This window comes from Anaerosacchariphilus hominis (assembly GCF_014290175.1).
GTDB classification, from domain to species: Bacteria; Bacillota; Clostridia; order Lachnospirales; family Lachnospiraceae; genus Laedolimicola; species Laedolimicola hominis.
On the sequence record NZ_JACOOR010000010.1, the window covers coordinates 22,471 to 39,307 of the forward strand.

A 16,837-nucleotide genomic window follows, 5' to 3' on the forward strand; every position below is an offset into this window, starting at 1 on the left:
ACGATTAGGGCAGACGATTTTGGACACCACAATCGAAAAAAATTAAATATATTAAATTCCGTTACATAAAAATGTGCAGATGCACATAAAATGGGAAGATTGCTAATACCTTCGCCAGTGAGCGCCAGATGACTTATACCAATAAAACTATCTCCAACCATATTGACCATCTGGCAGATGCCTTTTTGATTTCCAAAGCAAGCCGATACGATATTAAAGGAAGAAAGTATATCGGTGCAAATCTGAAATACTACTTTACTGATCTGGGACTGAAAAATGCACGTCTGAATTTCAGACAGCAGGAGCCTACTCATATCATGGAGAACATTGTTTATAACGAGCTGCTGATCCGTGGCTACAATGTTGATGTGGGTGTCGTGGATATCTTCGATAAGGATAAAGAGGGCAAGCGTGTTCGTAAGCAGCTGGAGGTTGACTTTGTGGTGAATCAAGGCAACCAGAGGTATTACATTCAGGTTGCTTATGACATGATTTCGGAAGAAAAGCAGACTCAGGAGTTTAATTCTCTGCGTAATATCCCAGACTCTTTTAAGAAGATTGTCATTGTAAATGGCAGTAAGAAGCCTTGGAGAAATGATGAAGGTTTTGTCATCATGGGAATGAAGTATTTCTTGCTGAATGCGAATAGTCTGGATTTTTAAGTCGATTCTCGGATTCTGAGCGTGATTCTGAGTCTATTGGGTGGTATTCTCACTATCGAAATGTGGGAATTGATGACCAGAAACCCTGTGGAGCACGCTACACTGCCGAAGGAAAAGCACAAGACCAGGGACATATGGACAGCAGAAGTGCTCCAGAAGGCTCTGGAAGCCTGTGACGATGATATTCTTCGTCTGGCTATCAACCTTGCCTTCTCCTGTTCCCTGCAAATGAGCGAGCTTCTGAGGCTTACCTGGAACTGTATTGACATTTCCCCCACCAGTATTGAACTTGGTCAGGCAAGCATCTTCGTTGAAAAAGAGTTGCAGAGAGTAAATCACGAAGCGATGGCAGATCTGGACGGTAAGGACATCATGTTCAAGTTCCCGCCGACTTTCGCCAGTACGCATACCGCATTGGTTCTCAAAACTCCTAAAGAAGGATGTTCTTCGTGTATTTCCGGATCTGAGGGAAAGCAACAAGACGGTTCTTGTATTGAAGAAGCCCAAGACGGCTACCAGTACACGAAAGTTCTTCCTTCCGAAGACGGTAGCAGAGATGCTGGTCGAATGGAAAAGAGATCAGGACTTCACGAAAGAAGCTCTGGGCAGTGAATACGCAGATTCCGATCTTGTCATGGCCAATAGCTTGGGTATGCCGACGGAGCAGTCGCACATCACAGCTCTTTTTGCTGCGCTCATTGAAAAGAATGATCTGCCGAAGGTTGTTTTCCACAGTCTTCGCCATTCCAGTATCACTTATAAATTGAAGTTGAACGGCGGCGATATCAAATCGGTTCAGGGCGCTTCCGGTCATGCACAAGCCCAGATGGTTACGGAGCAGTATTCGCACATTCTGGACGATGACCGTAAGAACAACGCAGCACTGTTTGAAAGAGCCTTTTACAGCGGCAAGGGAGTCGAGAGCGTTGAGGCACCGGCAGAGCCGGAAGACACGGGACCAGTTACCCTGCTGGCGTAGATCCTGAGCTTCTGGCAAAGATCCTCAGCAATCCGGAGATGGTTGCACCGCTGATGAGCCTGGCCAAAAGCCTAAATTAAAAGAAGGGCCGGAGATCAATCCGGTCCTTCACTTACATAGAGAGTATTGTAAACTTGGATTTCATTCGAACCGTGGATGCAATGCTCTCTTTTTTATCATCTTCCCCAGCAAATACTTTTCGGGGATTTGGATGAAAACATGTTTCGATTTTCAGTTCGATTGCGATTGGATTTTCACACTCAAAACTGCTAAAAATGGCGGTAGACGAAAATTGTTCTTCTTCCCCTTTTCTCCATGTACCAGCTGCTTTTGAAACTGGAATTACAGCTCGCTTCCGTTGGTCTCGATCACATGCTTGTACCAGTAGAAGCTGTCCTTTCTGTATCGGTCATAGGTGCCGTTTCCGTAGTCATCTGCATCCACATAGACAAAGCCATAGCGCTTCGTCATCTCGGATGTGGTGGAGCTTACCAGATCGATCCAGCCCCAGTAGGTGACGCCAAATACATCCACGCCGTCCTTGATGGCCTCCTTAATCTGCTTTAAATGGGCGTGCACGAACTCGATACGTCCCTGATCGTGAATCTGGTGGTTTTCGTTTATATCCTCATACATACCGATTCCGAACTCCGATACGAAGATAGGAAGTCCATAACGGGTATAGAGTTGATTCAAAGCAATCCGTAGGCCAACCGGATCGATGGCCCAACCCCAGTCTGTCATTTTCAGATAAGGATTATTCCGGCTCATATCCGGAAGCAGACCGGTAAACTTCATAGGCTCTCCCTGATATTCTGAAATATTGGACATGTAATAGCTGAAGGATAAGAAATCCACCTTTCCATTCTTCAGAGTTTCGATATCCTCCGGGGAATAATTTCTCTTGATGTTTTTCTGTTCAAAATACCGTTCCAAATAATAGGGTATCGTCCCCATGCATTGAATGTCATAGAAGTAATAATTGAGATTCATATCAAACATCTGCTGTAGGGTATCTTCCGGCTTTACGGTCTTAGGATAGTACACATGCTTCCATACCATATTCCCCACCAGAACTTCAGGTGCTATCTCATGTGCTAGAATTACTGCCTTTGCACTGGCCAGAAGCATATTATGAATGACCTCAAAGGTAAGCTGCTCTTCATTCAGTCCCTTTAAGGAGTGATCCGGCATAGCTCCCGAACAGGTAGAAAGACTTTGAAGACTCATATTAATCTCATTAAAGGTCAGCCAGTATTTTACTTTCTTATGATATCTTTCCACAATGACGCGAACATATTTTTCAAACAGCGAAATAGTTTCTCTTGATTCAAAACCATTCAACTTTTCGCAGATCGCCAACGGAAAATCATAATGAAGCATGGTAACTAACGGCTCAATCCCGTATTTATGGCACTCATCAAAAACTTTATCATAAAAGGCCAACCCCTCCTCATTAGGTTTCTCTTCAAATCCCGTCGGGAAAATTCGGGACCAGGAGATAGACATACGGAATACTGAAAAACCCATTTCCGCCATTAACGCAATATCTTCTTTATAGCGATGATAAAAATCATTTCCCCATCTTTTTGGAAATATATAGGTATCTTCATTTGCTTTCGCATCCTGCAAAGACGCATAGGTCTGTGCAAAAGTAGCCTCATCTGCCCGCCGTTCATTAGGCGCTACATATCTTAAAAAATCTGTATTTGCCAGACCTCTGCCGCCCTCATTATATGCGCCCTCGATCTGATTGGCTGCAGTCGCTCCTCCCCAGAGGAATCCTTTTTTGAAACTTCTTTCACCCACGTTACTTTTCCTCCTTTTTCATATTTTTTAAGCACTGATACAAGGTAGAAATCATATACTGTTCACTTTCGACAGTCATCAGCGTATCCTGTGCATGAGAAAACAACACGGTCATAGAAATAGACTCTCCTGCTGCTTCATTCTGAAGCACAGAAGTCTGTGCCTTATGCGCCTCTATTAATTCTACGGAAGCCTGCTTTAAAAGCTCCTCTACTCCATCCAGATCCTGCACGGTCAGTTTGGTTCCCGCTTTCCGAATGTAATCCCGGGCATCTCCCGCATGCATGATTACATTCATGGCTACCTGAACTAATTTTTCGTTATCCATCGGTTTCCTCTTTTCTTTTTATATTTTACGCTTCCTGCTCATTCTCCAACTCCTGTTTTTCATAGGCCTTAAAAAACGGAAGGTAGATAAAATAGGTCAATACAAACAGTACTGCCCATAGAATGATGCCACGGAAATCGCTGTTTACCATAAAGGTAGAAATGGGCTGCGGCAGGAAGTTCATCATCATGGCAACCGCCGGAATGGACACCAACCCGAGCTTGAATACGATATAAGTAATCGTCGGCACAATAAAGGATACTGCCATATAGCCCAGCATCATAACCGGATTCAACACGACCGGAAGACCATACATAACCGGCTCGTTGATATTGAAAATAGAAGAAGCGATGGCCGCCTTTCCGATGGTACTAATTTTCTTTGATTTGGAACGAATCATCAGAATATTCAACGGAAGCGTACAGCCCAATCCACCCAGGCAGCACCATCCCATAAATACCAGTTCATCGGTTGCAATGTAAACCGGAGACTGACCAGCCGCCACTGCTGCCGCATTTGCCGCGATATTGGTCAGGTACAGTGCACATACGATGGGCCAGATGGTCCATGCAGACAATCCGCAACAATAGCACAATGCCATAATCATATAAAGAAGCAGGAATCCCAGATAGGTATTTCCGATATTGGCAAGAGGACGGAACACCACTTCCATCAGGGAAAACAGATCCACTGCCTGACCGATAAAGATACATGCCAGAATCAGCACGAAAATAATCAGAATGGATTCAAACCAAACCACTACTACCGTAGGAAGAGAACTGTCCTTTTTAAACAGGCCATGCTTAAAATAAGTAGAAAACAGCCAGCCCACTAACAGCCCCACCACCATCGCCACTGTCATGCCGCTGGTTCCCACATAACCAGCATTTACCACCAGATTTCCATCCACATACTGAGGATTTGCCAGCGCGATGAGTGCGGACACGGACGCAAAGCCCGTTATCATTTTCTGTTTCTGAAGCTTCTTGCTTTCCATGATCGTATATGGAATCAGGAATGCCATAAAAATAGAAATCAGGCCAAAGGAAAAAGAATTAATCAGACTCAGATCCGGCAGCCAGGAAACAAAGTTCCGAAAGGTATTAAACAGACTTGCCAGAGAGCCTACCATAATCATAGGTAAGATAATCGTAAAACACACCTGAAGGGCGTGCATATACGGATTCTGCATAAACTTCTGCATCTTCTGTGAGAACGGCCCCTCCAGCCAGTCCTGTAATTTCGAGTAAAATTTCATTTGTAATCCCCCCTTCTAAATCAGACTTTTTGCTGTTTCAAAACACTTTGCTCCATCCAGCGTGGAAAATGCGTAATTGTCAATGAGCGCGTATTTTTTCCCGTGCTCCTGGCAAGTCTCGCTGATCATTTCCTCATTGCACTTCATCTGAGGCGCTGCCAGTACCACATCAAAATCATCGATGACCTCGGACAGCTCTGTATAGCTGTAGGCCTCCGTTTCCACGTCATATCCCTGGGCTTTCCCTGCTTTTCCTGTGCGCGCTGCAATCATGCCACTGGAAACACCGTTTCCACAGATAAACAAAATCCTCATTGTAAAACCTCCCATTACATTATTCGTCTTCAGCTGATGTACTTATTATCGCTTATCTATCTCTTTCTGTCCATCTTCCGACTTTCCTACCCCTTAGGAAAAAGAAGGATAGCTCTTTCTCCCTACACCTTTTATAATAAAATAAACTAGGAGGAGTATCAAAATGAACAATTCAGAAAAAATTCTTTCAATTTTAAAACAATCCGATACACCTGTTTCTTCCCGACAATTAAGTACTATGCTCTCTGTTTCTGACCGCTCTGTGCGTAACTATATCAGGGAGCTCCGAAACAATGGCGAACAGATCACCGCCAATGAAAACGGCTATCTCTGGCTTGGAGCAAAAAATCAGAGTCCCTCTGAGTCAAAGCCGCAAACTCTATTTGCGTTCTCCACCCCGGAAGAACGTATCAATTATCTTATTGAGAAATTGATTCTGAGCAACTCTGGCATGGATTTATACGATCTGGCCGATTCCATTTATATCAGCTATTCTACTATCGAGAAAGATATGATCCGGGTAAAAAAGAAGCTTGCTCTTTTCAATCTGAGCATCCGCCGTCATAACGGCGTGATCGAAATTATTGGTGATGAACGGCATAAACGGGCGCTCTTTTCCCATTACCTCACCTCAAATCCTACTTCCACCATGGAGCTGACCTTTGAATCTCTCTGCAAGCTTCTGAACATCTCCCCTGATACTCTTCGTGAAATCGTCTGGGAAGCCTTGCAGATAAACAACCTGTACGCATCCGATTATGCCTTCAAAAGCATCATTATTCATGTGATTATCAATATGGCCCGCATCAAAATCAGCGAATATCTTCTGGAAAAGCCGCTCTATGACAACGTGGCCATTCACACCGCGGAATATCTGGCAGCCCGACAGATTTTCGAACAGACATCCCGACTCTGCCCGATGGATTTCAACGAAAATGAACTGCAGCAACTGGCATTCATTATTATGACCAAGACCAGTTCTCTCGATATTCAGAATGTGATCGACATCCCTCAAATCGTGGATGAGCATATTATTCAGTTTGTCTGCGATATTATTAAAAAGGTGAAAGCGCTCTACTACATCGATCTGTATGATTCGGATTTTATTAATTTTTTCACCATTCATCTATCTAACGCGCTGTTCAGGTGTATGCACAATGTTTCTGTCCGGACGCCGCTGTCCGATGAGATTTTTATTCAGAACCCACTGATTTATGAGATCGCTGTTTTCATTACACAGGAAATCAGAACTACCTTTGGATATGAATTGAATAAAGATGAAATCACCTTTGTATCTCTCCATGTGGGCGCTGTTCTGGGGAAAAAAATGGATGAACATCCTGAAATTAAAGCCGTTCTTGTAGTAAATAATTATTATAACTATTATAATGAGCACTCCCTGGAAGCCATTAATCAGAAGTTATCCGGAAAGTGTAAGATTGTGGAAATCACTAATACCCTGTCCGATATTAATCCGGTTTACTATGATCTAATTATCGATGCCTCTAATTCGATGTCTCTCCAGGACGGGTTAAAAATCGTCCGAACCCACACCATCATTACAGACAGTGATTTCCAGAAAATCCAGTCTGTCTGTAACGACCTTCTGAGCGAAAAGAAACAGAAGCTGTTCCGGGATAAATTAATGAGTTTTATGGATCCGCGGCTCTTTGAAAAGAATCATTATGAAACTTCCGTGGAACACATGATACGTTACATGGCGGACAAACTGGTTGCCTTGGGCGTCGCTCCCCCGGCTTTTACCGCCTCGGTTCTGGAACGGGAAGCTATTACCCCCACCAGCTTCGACAATCGGGTGGCAATTCCCCATTCTATCGTATGCTCCACAGAAAAAAACATCGGCTTCGTGATCGTCAATGACAAACCGATCCACTGGGGAACCTTTGACGTGCAGATTATTATGATGATCGGTGTGAATCATCAGCAGCGTATGGACTTTAAGTATGTATATTCCAATCTGCTGGAACATTTTGAAAACAGCACAACAGTAGAAAAACTGATCCGGGCCAGGGATTATCACGAATTTATTGATATTTTAACTCGACGAACAAATTAAAATGAGTTATGCTATGACATGGGGAGGGATAGCAGTGACTTCTTTTTTCATTTCTTACACCGTGATCGGTTTTCTTTTTTACAGCATCTTTTATTCCTGCAGGAGCGTGAATTCGGAGTTTTCGTATCCGCCTGCTCTTGTGTGGGGATGCTACGCGGTTATCCGACTTCTGCCATTCTTACTTTTGCGGGGAAACCAGGGGTATCTGACTCTGGCTCTGATGGATCTTCCGATCTTTCTTTTGTTCAGTCTTTTTCTTGGAAAATTTTATGGATCGAGGCTCAAGTCCTATGGACAGATGCACTATATTTTTACGCCTTTTCTGAGCCTTTGTCTGGGATACGGAAAGGTTCTGCTCCTGTTCCATAATCTGATCTTACTGCTGATTATCATGCTCCTGGTTCGGGAACTGAAGAATCGGAAGTATTCTCTTTTTGTATTCTATCCCGCATGGGCCACTCTTCAGGCTGCCTTGATTCTGCTTCTCTATGCTATCCGCGAGGAACACCAGACCTTCCGGCAGCTGGCCTCTGTGGATTCTTTTCCCGTGATTCTGGTTCTGGGCCTGTTTCTGCTGGAAATCGCTCTGACACTGTATGTTATCTGCCACCGATACCAGATGGCGACGCCTCGGAAGCTTCTTCCCGATCCTGCGGACTCCGGCTTCATCCTTGGTTCGGATTCAGGATTTTTTCCACAGATACAGCTTGAAAAACGAGATCTTATCTCCATTCTGCTTTTGACTCTTGTGGCCTTTTTACTACTTGCTCTCCTTACATTTTTCTAGCGAAAAGGCAGATCTGATAATTTCATCCGTCTTTTTGAAGATAGAAAAACTACCCATTCGGATGGTGTCCTCTTTTCATTCCTCTGCTACACTATGGTTAGACTATGACAAGGCTTGCGGAGGGATGACCATGACTTCCTTTTATATTTCCTATACCGTGCTCGGCTTTATTTTCTATTGCGTTTTCTACTTTCGCAGGAACGGGGATAGTGACTTTTCTTACCCAGTTTCTCTGGTATGGGTTTGCTATTTGCTTCTCCGGGTTCTGCCTTTCTTTTTTCTGCAGGAGAACCGGTTCAACTATCTGGTTCTGGCTCTGATGGATCTTCCTGTCTTTCTTTTGCTGGGCTTTCTTCTGGGTCGGATCTATGGAGCCCGGTTGAAATCCTATGGGCAGATGCACTATCTGTTCACGCCCTTTCTGAGTCTTTGTCTCGGCTACGGAAAAGCCCTGCTCCTGCTCTGCAATCTGGTACTCCTGTTTATTCTTCTGATTCTGATCCAGGAACTGAAAAACCAGAAGTACTCCCTGTTTTTCTTTTATCCCGCGTGGATAATCCTGCAGGCGGGCGCTATCCTGCTCCTGTACGCAGTACGCGAACAGCACCAGACATTTCAGCAGCTGATCTCTGTAGATTCAATCCCCATGACTCTGAGTCTGGGACTGTTTCTTCTTGGATCCGCTTTGGTTCTTTTTATTCTTTCCTGCAGGTATCAGACAAATTTACCGGAAGCTTTGTTGCATAAAATCCCTTCGGACTTTGTCGGTTCCACTGCGGAATCCGGTTGTGTACGGGATGATTTTCCACAGGTGCATATCCGGAAACAGGATATTGTCCACATTCTGCTCCTTACTGTCCTGACTTTTACCCTCCTGTCCTTCCGGCTCGGCTCCCACCAGGCTCCTGCCTCCGGCTGCATCCTGTCTTCTGAAATGGGTACCGATGAAATCACGCTTACCTTTGAGAAGTCTGTCTCGATTTCCCGTGTGTACGTATTTCTCGGGTATGAGTCCAAACGGGATTTTACATTTTTTTCCAAAGCCAACAAGACAGACGCTGTCACTTCCTCTCAGGAAACACTCACCTCCCCATTTGCCTGGAATTCCGTGGATATCGGGCAGTCTCTCACAGAGCTTCGCCTCCGCTCCGAAGAGGATGAGGCCCAGCTTCTGGAGCTGATTCTTCTGGATTCCGATGGCCATCTGGTTCTGCCCGCCAATGCGGCTCAGTACCCGGAACTTTTTGATGAGCAGGCACTCTGGCCCGGCACTCCCACTTTCTACGAGCAAACCATGTTCGACGAAGTCTATCACGGTCGAACCGCCTATGAATTCCTTCACGGACTTCCCATCTATGAAAACACACATCCGCCCCTGGGGAAAATCCTCATTTCCGGCGGCATCGCCCTGTTCGGCATGAATCCCTTCGGCTGGCGCATCGTCAACGTACTCTGCGGCACCCTGATGATTCCTTTTGCCTATCTCTGGGGGCTGCGGCTCACAGGACGGCGGCGTTTCGGGCTGTTTTCCGCCATTCTTATGATGACAGGCTTTCAGCACTTTACCCTGTCGCGTATTGCTACCATCGATATCACGGTGGCCGTCTTTCTCCTGGCCGCTTTCTACTTTCAATACTGCTTTATCAGCACGGAAAAACGGCGTTATCTTCCACTCTGCGGCCTGGCTCTGGCCTGTGCGTTATCTACCAAATGGACCGGCGCTTATGCGGCTCTGGGTATCGCCCTGGTATTTTTTCTCTGGTTTTTTGAAAAGTATCTTCCCCTGCGAAAGCAGGCCGGAATCCGAAAACAGGTTTTGCAGCTGACACTGATCTGCATGGTTTCCTTTCTTGTGATTCCGGCAGTTATTTACACCCTGTCCTATCTTCCCTTTACGCGGGTTTATCCGGAGCAGAACCTGCTGCAGCATGTGATTTCCAATGGCCAGCTGATGCTCCGCTATCATGCCCACACGGTATTTGAACATCCGTATGCTTCTGAATGGTATGACTGGATCCTTGATCGGGTTCCTCTTCTGGATTCCTATACGGTTCTTCCTGACGGACGGCTGTCCATCGTGAAAACCTTTTTAAATCCGCTCATCGCCTGGGGCGGCATTCTGGCGCTTCTTTTCTGTATCCTGCGCTGGCGCTACAGAAGAGATCGGCAGGCACGCACGCTGGTTTTATTTTACCTGTCCATGCTTCTGCCCTGGCTTTTCATTCACCGGACAGTATTTATCTATCAATATTTCGGCGCAGCTCTGATTCTGATTTTCTGTATCACCTACGGAATCAGCCGTCTGAAGCGTCACCAGACCCGGGTGCTGGTTCTGACCGGCGCTCTCAGCCTTGCTCTTTTTGCCCTGTTCTACCCGGTACTGTCCGGACTGCCGGTCTCCGGAACCTATGTGCGTCAGCTGGCCTGGCTGCCCCGCTGGTAGGAGGTGTGAAAACACATGAATATTTTTACAGGCTTAAAAAAAGAACAAAACGCCTCTATCCGGCTGATTCTCTGCATCGGACTCTGCCTCCGGATCTTTTACCTGTTGTATACTCCCTGCGGAATCCGTTCCAATGACTTCTGGGAGATCCGCTCCGATTCCTGGGGACACGCGGCCTATATTCTGAATCTGTTAGAGGGGCACCTGCCCCGCACCAATACGGTTCAGTTTTATCAGCAGCCCTTTTACTATCTGCTCTCCGCCGGACTGGCCAGGATCTCACTGCTTCTTATGCCAGGACTGAGTGCTTACCGGCTGGTGAGCTTCGGCCAGATCGTATCCTGTACCGCCTCCTGTATCACTCTCTTCTTAGTGAAAAAGCTGGGAGAAACCCTAAGGCTTTCCATGGCCGGGCTACAGATTCTGCTGCTTTATGTGGCCTTCACCCCGGTTTTTATTCTGAACTCCGGCAGTGTCACACCGGACGCCCTGACCACCTGCTTTCTCACCGCTGAGTTTCTGGTTACCCTGCTCTGGAAGCAGAGGCCCTGCCGGAAATACCTGTTCGCCCTGGCCTTTCTCTACGGCTTCGGCATCATGACTAAGATATCCTGCGCCACGATAGTTCCTTTTACTGCTCTCGTCTTTCTTCAGAAGCTGTTCCAGGAAAAGGACTGCCGACGGCGTCTCTGCTTGCTTAAGGATTATCTGCTTTTTGGCTGTATCAGTCTCCCGTTGGGGCTTTGGTATGCCCTGCGAAACTGGCTGCTTTTCCGCCAGCCTCTGACCTATGTGCCGGATCTGGGAAAGACTTCTTATCTGTATCGGGGCGATCATTCCCTGGTATCCCGTCTTTTTTATGTGGATATCCGAAATCTGTTTTCCGGCCCCTATGCCGTCGTTGCTGACGATTACAACGTACCGGTGTATTTTCTGAAAAGCTCCCTGTTTGGAGAGTTTCACTTCTCTGTTCCGGGACTGATTCCGGCGATGTTGCTCTGGTCCGCTCTTCTGCTGGCCCTTCTCTTTGTGGCGGCGCTGCTTTGGAATCTTCGTAATCCTTCCGGACGTTTTAGAAAAGAGCTTCTTCTGATGACCTTCTTATTCTACGGAAGTATTCTTTTCTTTAACATAAAGTACCCATACGGCTGCAGCATGGATTACCGCTACATGGGCTTTTTCTCAGTCCTCGGTGGCTGTCTTTTCGGAACTTACGCAGACGAACGCTGGAAGAAAGGAGGTGCTTATGGATTTGCCATCGTCCGGCTGCCCTTCCTGCTCTACGCCGTATGCAGCTTTTTGATGTACACCTTCGCGGCCTGGTGCTGACGTTCCGGCTGCGAATCGTAAAATCTATCATCATAAAAAGGAGTGACTTTTAGTATGAAAGCAAAAACACGTAAAACCATTTCCTATGTACTGGCTTCTGCTCTGATTCTGGGCGGAACCTTCTGTACACTCTCCGCAAAAGGACTTTCCGCCCAGGCGGCAGGTACCACTTACCGGGTACTGTCCGGTGGAGATGTGAACCATCCTTATGGCTCTTCCTCCGGGCTGGATCTGCTGGTAGAGGCTCCCTGTGAGGAACTGACCGGTATTCTGGTAAACGGACAGGCTTTGGATCCGTCTCTCTATTCTACTGCGGCTGCGTCCAATTCTTCCAAACCGGCGAAATCAGACACGGCAGCACCGAGTCAGGAACCGTCGGCAACTACAGTGGCACCTGTAGAGACTACTCCGGCACCACCTGCTACTTCCGGGGCGCCCGCTACCTCAATGCCAACTAGCTATTCTATCACGGACTCTGAGCGTCCTATCGCCCAGGAATCCTTCCTCCAGTCCTTCTGCACCGCTCTGAAGAATGCTTTCACCGGAATCACCGCTGAGGCGGCTTCTTCCCGCTGCACCAAGGTTCACATCAAGGCGGATTATCTGAATTCCATGCCCAATGGCACCCACACAGTGACCCTTACCTATGTGAACGGCCAGGCTGTCACCACCTTCTCCATCTCCGACAGCCCCGTTGTGGCACAGGACGCAGTTCCGAAGACTGGCGTGGCACAGTATTCTGAGATTTTCGGTATCCTCGCTATCGCTGCCGGATTGGCTGTGATCTACTTTGAGAGAAAACGGAGAATCCATGCAGAATAAACGAGTTCATCCTGAAAAATTATTTCATATTCCAAAAGAGAAGGACGGCTTTTTCCGCCGTCCTTCTCAAAAAAACCGGATACTCCGAAACATCAGCATCCTGGCCCTGTCGGTCTGCCTTGCTCTGTTTTTCTATGCTCATTTTCAGGAACAGTCCTCCCGGACTGCAGCAGCGACAGAATATCAGAAGCTTCAGGAAGAGAAGTCCGTCTCCAGTGCGGCGTCTTTCCCAGATCTGACAGATCTGGCTCCCCTGGCGAAGACAGGTGACACAAATAGGACAGAGGCGGCAGATGAAACAGCCGAGACTTCGGATTCGCCCTCCATTCTTCCGATCTACCAGGCTCTCTATGAACAGAACCCGGATCTCATCGGCTGGCTCCGGATCCCGGATACGATTATCGATTATCCTGTCATGCAGACGCCTCTGGATGAAACCTATTACCTGAGCCGGGACTTTGAAAAGCGGGACAGCACTTCCGGCTGTCTGATTCTGGATACCGCCTCCCAGGCCGGAATCGGAACAGCAGCTCAGGATTACCGGAATGGCATCGCCCCATCCACCAATCTCATCATCCACGGCCACACCATGAAGTCCGGCGAAATGTTCGGCAGACTGAAAAAATATGCCGATGAAACTTATGGGAAAGCTCATCGGCTGCTGTATTTTGATTCTCTTTATGAGCAGCGGGAATACGAACTCATCGCTGTCTTTTACTCCCAGGTCTATCGTTCCACCGATCCGGTCTTCAAATATTACGATTTCTTTCGGGCCTCTACCCAGGAGGAATTTGATAACTGGTATCAGAATATCAAGGCCCTGTCTCTCTATGATACCGGTGTAAGCGCACAGTTTGGCGATGAATTTCTGACCCTATCCTGTTGCTCTTATCATATGGCAGATGGCCGCTTCGTGGTGGTGGCACGGCGTGTTACCTGACTGTACCGGAATGTCTCATCCTGCATCGATCCCGGTGATATTCCCTACAGGTATCCGCGTCCGATCTTCCAGAATCACCACTCGTTCCTGCTCTTTAACCTTACGGATTCTTCCAGTACGGCTCACATAAGCCCCTCCGCTTTTCCGCTCATCGGGCACAAACCATGTGAACGTGCTGCTCTTTCCCTCTTTACTCCGGCGCTCTGCCAGGTGCAGTCTTTCCTCCAGCTCTTCCAGCATATTTTCGTCCAAATCCATTTCCCGCTCTGTCACTCTCCCGGTCTCCCGAATGGCCGCCTCGTGGCCGGTCAGGGCCGCAAAAGGCGAAAACTGAGCCGCCCTATCCGCCAGCGGCATATGGGGATGTACGGAAGACTGGTGATGGGGCAGATCGATGATATCGTCATAGGCGTGTGTGACTTTCATGCACGATGTCCTCCTATCTGACTGTTTCTGCTTCGGGCTGTGGCCCCCTCCTGCAGGTTCGAACCTTTCAAGATGGCGTTTTTCCCATACTTTTTCTTAATGTCCAGCATGGCCTGCTGAAGCTTTTTCTCCTTCGCCCTCTCTTCTTCCCTGCGTTCCTCTTCCCGCCTTTTCGCCTCATAATCGGTAAAGAGGTCTAACTGCTCATAGATCTGTTTCCTCTTCACAGTCTCTTCCCGCGCCAGATGATTCACCGTGACTGTCACCCGCCGAATCAGCAACGCCGGATTCACCAGACGACGGTACAGAGTCATGACTGCTTCTGTCAATTCTCCCGAGGATGAAGTGGGTGTCTTCAGATTTTCCGTGCCATGGGCGTGCCTCGGAACCTGTCTGCCATAGCGATCTGTCGTGATTTCTCCCCGGTACTGTTTTCTCCGGACCGGATCGGACAGATTCTCTATGTCATAGCCGATGGTCAGCACTATCTGATCGGTCACCAGTCCTTTATCTACCAGATCCAGGGCCAGTAAATCCGTCATTTCCCGTACGACCATGGCAGCTTTTTCATATTCATAGGGACACTGCAGCACCTGGCCGGACACAATACTGTTATTCTCCGGCTCATAGGCCCGAATCTCCGGAATGGTGCAGGGTTCCCAGCCCCAGGCGTGATCGATCAGAAGCTCCGCATTGATGCCGAACATTTTATACAGGAGCTCCTCATTATAGTAATCCGAGTTCTTTCCCAGCGAACAGCGAGCGATATCGCCCATGGTATACAGCCCCTGGGCTTCCAGCTTCCGGGCATATCCCCGGCCTACCCGCCAGAAGTCCGTCAGCGGCCGATGGCCCCAGAGCTTTTCCCGATAAGACCTTTCATCCAGCTCTGCAATCCGGATTCCATCCGCATCCGGCTCCACATGTTTAGCCATAATATCCATGGCCACCTTACAGAGATACAGATTCGTCCCCACTCCGGCCGTGGCCGTGATGCCAGTCTCCCGATAGACTGCCTGAATCATCTCCGCCGCCAGCTCACGGGGCGTCCTGCCATAAGTATTCAGATAACTGCTCACGTCCATGAACACCTCATCAATGGAATAGACATGCATATCCTCCGGTGCGATATACCGCAGATATACTTGATAAATCCGGGTACTGTATTCCATATAATGGGCCATCCGCGGCGCCGCCGTAATATAAGTAAGCTCCTGCTCCGGGTGCTTTTTCAGCTCTTCCGCGTCGTAGGACTCTCCTGTGAAGCTCCTGCCCGGTGCCTGCCGCCTGCGTTCTGCATTCACCTCTTTTACCCGCTGTACTACTTCAAAAAGTCTGGGGCGTCCCGGAATCCCATAAGCCTTCAGTGCAGGGGAAACAGCCAGGCAGATGGTTTTCTCCGTCCGGCTCCGATCCGCCACCACCAGATTCGTCGTCATGGGATCCAGTCCACGCTCCCGGCACTCCACAGAGGCGTAGAAGGACTTTAAATCAATCGCCAGATAGCAATGTTCTTTTTCCAAGGTCTACAGCCTCCCGTTCAAATCCTTTTCTTATAACCTATTATACCCCCGGTGCGCCGTCTTTTCAAGAACAAATGTTCGTTTTTTTAAATTAAAATCAGGCCCGATTTTTCTGATTTTTCTGCCCCACCTGCCAGAACGCAACTGCACTGGCTGCCGCCACATTCAGAGAATCCACTCCGTGGGACATGGGAATCTTTACAGTATAGTCACAGTCCGCAATGGTAGCTGCCGCCAGACCATCCCCCTCTGTGCCCAGAATCAGCGCCAGCTTTTCTTCCTCCATCAAATGCGGATCATCGATGCTGACGGAGTCATCCTTCAGAGCCAGCGCCGCCGTACGAAATCCCATTTTTCTCAGTATGTCCATTCCACCGTCCGGCCATTCCTCTTTTTCAAAAAAGGTCCAGGGAATTTGAAACACGGTTCCCATGCTGACCCGGACAGCCCTGCGGTAAAGGGGGTTGCTGCAGTCAAAGGTCAATAGCACCGCATCCATATGGAGGGCCGCCGCAGAACGGAAAATGGCTCCCACATTGGTGGGATTCACTACATTTTCCAGAATAGCGATACGCTTTGCGTCCCTGATCACTTCTTCTACAGAGGGCAGCGGCTTTCGGTACATGGCGCAGAGCATTCCCCTCGTCAGTTTAAAACCTGTAATCTGCGCCAACACCTCCATTTCCGCTGTGTATACCGGAATCTCTCCCAGGCGCTCCAGGATTTCTCTTGCCTCCCCTTCTATCTGCCGCTTCTCCACCAGGCAGGACACCGGCTGAAAGCCTGCGTCCAGCGCACGCTCGATAACCCGGGGACTCTCGGCAATGAACATTCCCTCTGCCGGATTGGCCCGGTTCACCAGCTGGTTTTCACTGGTCCGGGCATACACATCCAGCTCCGGAGCCTGAAAATCTGTAATTTCTATGCTTTTTAACATATTCGTTTCCTTTTCTTTTTTCTGCCGTGGAAATTCTTTTTTTGCTCCCATCTGTTATCCACATTTTCGCCATAGCAAGGAACTTTTTTCAACATTACCAGAAGGATTTCCACAGCCTTTTTCTTTTATTATAGCAGATATTATAGCAGAAACGGTGGGAGTTTGATATACTGAGAGCAGAATAGTAACTGTACAAAGGAGG

At 47.9% G+C, this 16,837-nt stretch carries 15 protein-coding genes and 1 pseudogene; 9 read left to right on the forward strand and 7 right to left on the reverse strand.

The window, feature by feature from the left end; translation table 11 throughout:
- Nucleotides 1–95 precede the first annotated feature (95 nt).
- The 3 genes and pseudogenes from H8S44_RS14830 to H8S44_RS17045 form a co-directional block, all read left to right on the forward strand.
- A pseudogene (locus H8S44_RS14830) lies at nucleotides 96–662 on the forward strand (DUF4143 domain-containing protein); the annotation flags it as partial.
- 21 nt (nucleotides 663–683) lie between these two features.
- On the forward strand, nucleotides 684–1,274 hold the full coding sequence (locus tag H8S44_RS17040) for a hypothetical protein (RefSeq protein WP_456298173.1): 591 nt from the start codon (nucleotides 684–686) through the stop codon (nucleotides 1,272–1,274).
- Nucleotides 1,156–1,641, forward strand: a complete 486-nt coding sequence (locus tag H8S44_RS17045) for a tyrosine-type recombinase/integrase (RefSeq protein WP_456298172.1) — start codon at nucleotides 1,156–1,158, stop codon at nucleotides 1,639–1,641. The genes H8S44_RS17040 and H8S44_RS17045 overlap by 119 nt, the downstream gene beginning before the upstream one ends.
- Before the next feature lie 342 nt (nucleotides 1,642–1,983).
- Here H8S44_RS17045 and H8S44_RS14840 read toward each other — a convergent pair whose 3' ends face one another.
- Genes H8S44_RS14840 through H8S44_RS14855 form a run of 4 tightly spaced genes read right to left on the reverse strand, consistent with a single transcriptional unit; the run spans nucleotide 1,984 to nucleotide 5,351 of the window.
- Complete coding sequence (locus H8S44_RS14840; protein ID WP_186873970.1) at nucleotides 1,984–3,450, reverse strand: glycoside hydrolase family 1 protein; 1,467 nt, start codon at nucleotides 3,448–3,450, stop codon at nucleotides 1,984–1,986.
- Between the two features lies 1 nt (nucleotide 3,451).
- Complete coding sequence (locus H8S44_RS14845; protein WP_186873971.1) at nucleotides 3,452–3,778, reverse strand: PTS lactose/cellobiose transporter subunit IIA; 327 nt, start codon at nucleotides 3,776–3,778, stop codon at nucleotides 3,452–3,454.
- 25 nt (nucleotides 3,779–3,803) lie between these two features.
- A complete protein-coding gene (locus tag H8S44_RS14850; RefSeq protein WP_186873972.1) occupies nucleotides 3,804–5,036 on the reverse strand; it encodes a PTS sugar transporter subunit IIC in 1,233 nt (410 codons plus the stop codon).
- A gap of 15 nt (nucleotides 5,037–5,051) precedes the next feature.
- The gene (locus H8S44_RS14855) at nucleotides 5,052–5,351 is read right to left on the reverse strand and encodes a PTS sugar transporter subunit IIB (protein WP_186873973.1); all 300 of its coding nucleotides are present in this window, start codon (nucleotides 5,349–5,351) and stop codon (nucleotides 5,052–5,054) included.
- A 163-nt stretch (nucleotides 5,352–5,514) separates the two neighbouring features.
- Between H8S44_RS14855 and H8S44_RS14860 the strand changes: the two genes are divergently transcribed.
- From H8S44_RS14860 to H8S44_RS14885, 6 genes are all read left to right on the forward strand, one after another.
- A complete protein-coding gene (locus tag H8S44_RS14860; protein WP_186873974.1) occupies nucleotides 5,515–7,428 on the forward strand; it encodes a BglG family transcription antiterminator in 1,914 nt (637 codons plus the stop codon).
- A 34-nt stretch (nucleotides 7,429–7,462) separates the two neighbouring features.
- Entirely contained in the window at nucleotides 7,463–8,215 is a 753-nt protein-coding gene (locus H8S44_RS14865; protein ID WP_186873975.1) for a hypothetical protein, read from the forward strand.
- Between the two features lie 130 nt (nucleotides 8,216–8,345).
- Entirely contained in the window at nucleotides 8,346–10,658 is a 2,313-nt protein-coding gene (locus H8S44_RS14870) for a phospholipid carrier-dependent glycosyltransferase (protein WP_186873976.1), read from the forward strand.
- Nucleotides 10,659–10,673: 15 nt separating this feature from the next.
- Nucleotides 10,674–11,987 (forward strand): ArnT family glycosyltransferase, encoded by a 1,314-nt coding sequence (locus H8S44_RS14875; RefSeq protein ID WP_186873977.1) that lies wholly within the window; start codon nucleotides 10,674–10,676, stop codon nucleotides 11,985–11,987.
- Between the two features lie 54 nt (nucleotides 11,988–12,041).
- On the forward strand, nucleotides 12,042–12,809 hold the full coding sequence (locus H8S44_RS14880) for a hypothetical protein (protein WP_186873978.1): 768 nt from the start codon (nucleotides 12,042–12,044) through the stop codon (nucleotides 12,807–12,809).
- On the forward strand, nucleotides 12,799–13,749 hold the full coding sequence (locus H8S44_RS14885) for a class B sortase (protein ID WP_186873979.1): 951 nt from the start codon (nucleotides 12,799–12,801) through the stop codon (nucleotides 13,747–13,749). The genes H8S44_RS14880 and H8S44_RS14885 overlap by 11 nt, the downstream gene beginning before the upstream one ends.
- A 15-nt stretch (nucleotides 13,750–13,764) precedes the next feature.
- Here the strand turns inward: H8S44_RS14885 and H8S44_RS14890 are convergent, their stop codons facing one another.
- The 3 genes from H8S44_RS14890 to H8S44_RS14900 all read right to left on the reverse strand — a co-directional run bounded on the left by H8S44_RS14890 (nucleotide 13,765) and on the right by H8S44_RS14900 (nucleotide 16,635).
- Nucleotides 13,765–14,175, reverse strand: coding sequence for a hypothetical protein (locus H8S44_RS14890; protein WP_186873980.1), 411 nt, complete (start codon nucleotides 14,173–14,175; stop codon nucleotides 13,765–13,767).
- Nucleotides 14,172–15,698 carry a Y-family DNA polymerase gene (locus H8S44_RS14895; protein WP_186873981.1) on the reverse strand — a complete coding sequence of 509 codons (1,527 nt, stop codon included), beginning with the start codon at nucleotides 15,696–15,698 and terminating at the stop codon, nucleotides 14,172–14,174. The genes H8S44_RS14890 and H8S44_RS14895 overlap by 4 nt, the downstream gene beginning before the upstream one ends.
- Before the next feature lie 97 nt (nucleotides 15,699–15,795).
- Nucleotides 15,796–16,635, reverse strand: a complete 840-nt coding sequence (locus tag H8S44_RS14900; protein ID WP_186873982.1) for a TrmH family RNA methyltransferase — start codon at nucleotides 16,633–16,635, stop codon at nucleotides 15,796–15,798.
- Between the last annotated feature and the right edge of the window lie 202 nt (nucleotides 16,636–16,837).

What these genes read in the sequence shown, in the direction of transcription:
- H8S44_RS14860 (WP_186873974.1), top strand. Translation starts at nt 5,515, where the DNA reads ATGAACAATTCAGAAAAAATTCTTTCAATTTTAAAACAATCCGATACA.
- H8S44_RS14900 (WP_186873982.1), bottom strand. Translation starts at nt 16,635, where the DNA reads ATGTTAAAAAGCATAGAAATTACAGATTTTCAGGCTCCGGAGCTGGAT.
- H8S44_RS14850 (WP_186873972.1), bottom strand. Translation starts at nt 5,036, where the DNA reads ATGAAATTTTACTCGAAATTACAGGACTGGCTGGAGGGGCCGTTCTCA.
- H8S44_RS14870 (WP_186873976.1), top strand. Translation starts at nt 8,346, where the DNA reads ATGACTTCCTTTTATATTTCCTATACCGTGCTCGGCTTTATTTTCTAT.
- H8S44_RS14885 (WP_186873979.1), top strand. Translation starts at nt 12,799, where the DNA reads ATGCAGAATAAACGAGTTCATCCTGAAAAATTATTTCATATTCCAAAA.
- H8S44_RS14875 (WP_186873977.1), top strand. Translation starts at nt 10,674, where the DNA reads ATGAATATTTTTACAGGCTTAAAAAAAGAACAAAACGCCTCTATCCGG.
- H8S44_RS14855 (WP_186873973.1), bottom strand. Translation starts at nt 5,351, where the DNA reads ATGAGGATTTTGTTTATCTGTGGAAACGGTGTTTCCAGTGGCATGATT.
- H8S44_RS14880 (WP_186873978.1), top strand. Translation starts at nt 12,042, where the DNA reads ATGAAAGCAAAAACACGTAAAACCATTTCCTATGTACTGGCTTCTGCT.
- H8S44_RS14845 (WP_186873971.1), bottom strand. Translation starts at nt 3,778, where the DNA reads ATGGATAACGAAAAATTAGTTCAGGTAGCCATGAATGTAATCATGCAT.
- H8S44_RS14890 (WP_186873980.1), bottom strand. Translation starts at nt 14,175, where the DNA reads ATGAAAGTCACACACGCCTATGACGATATCATCGATCTGCCCCATCAC.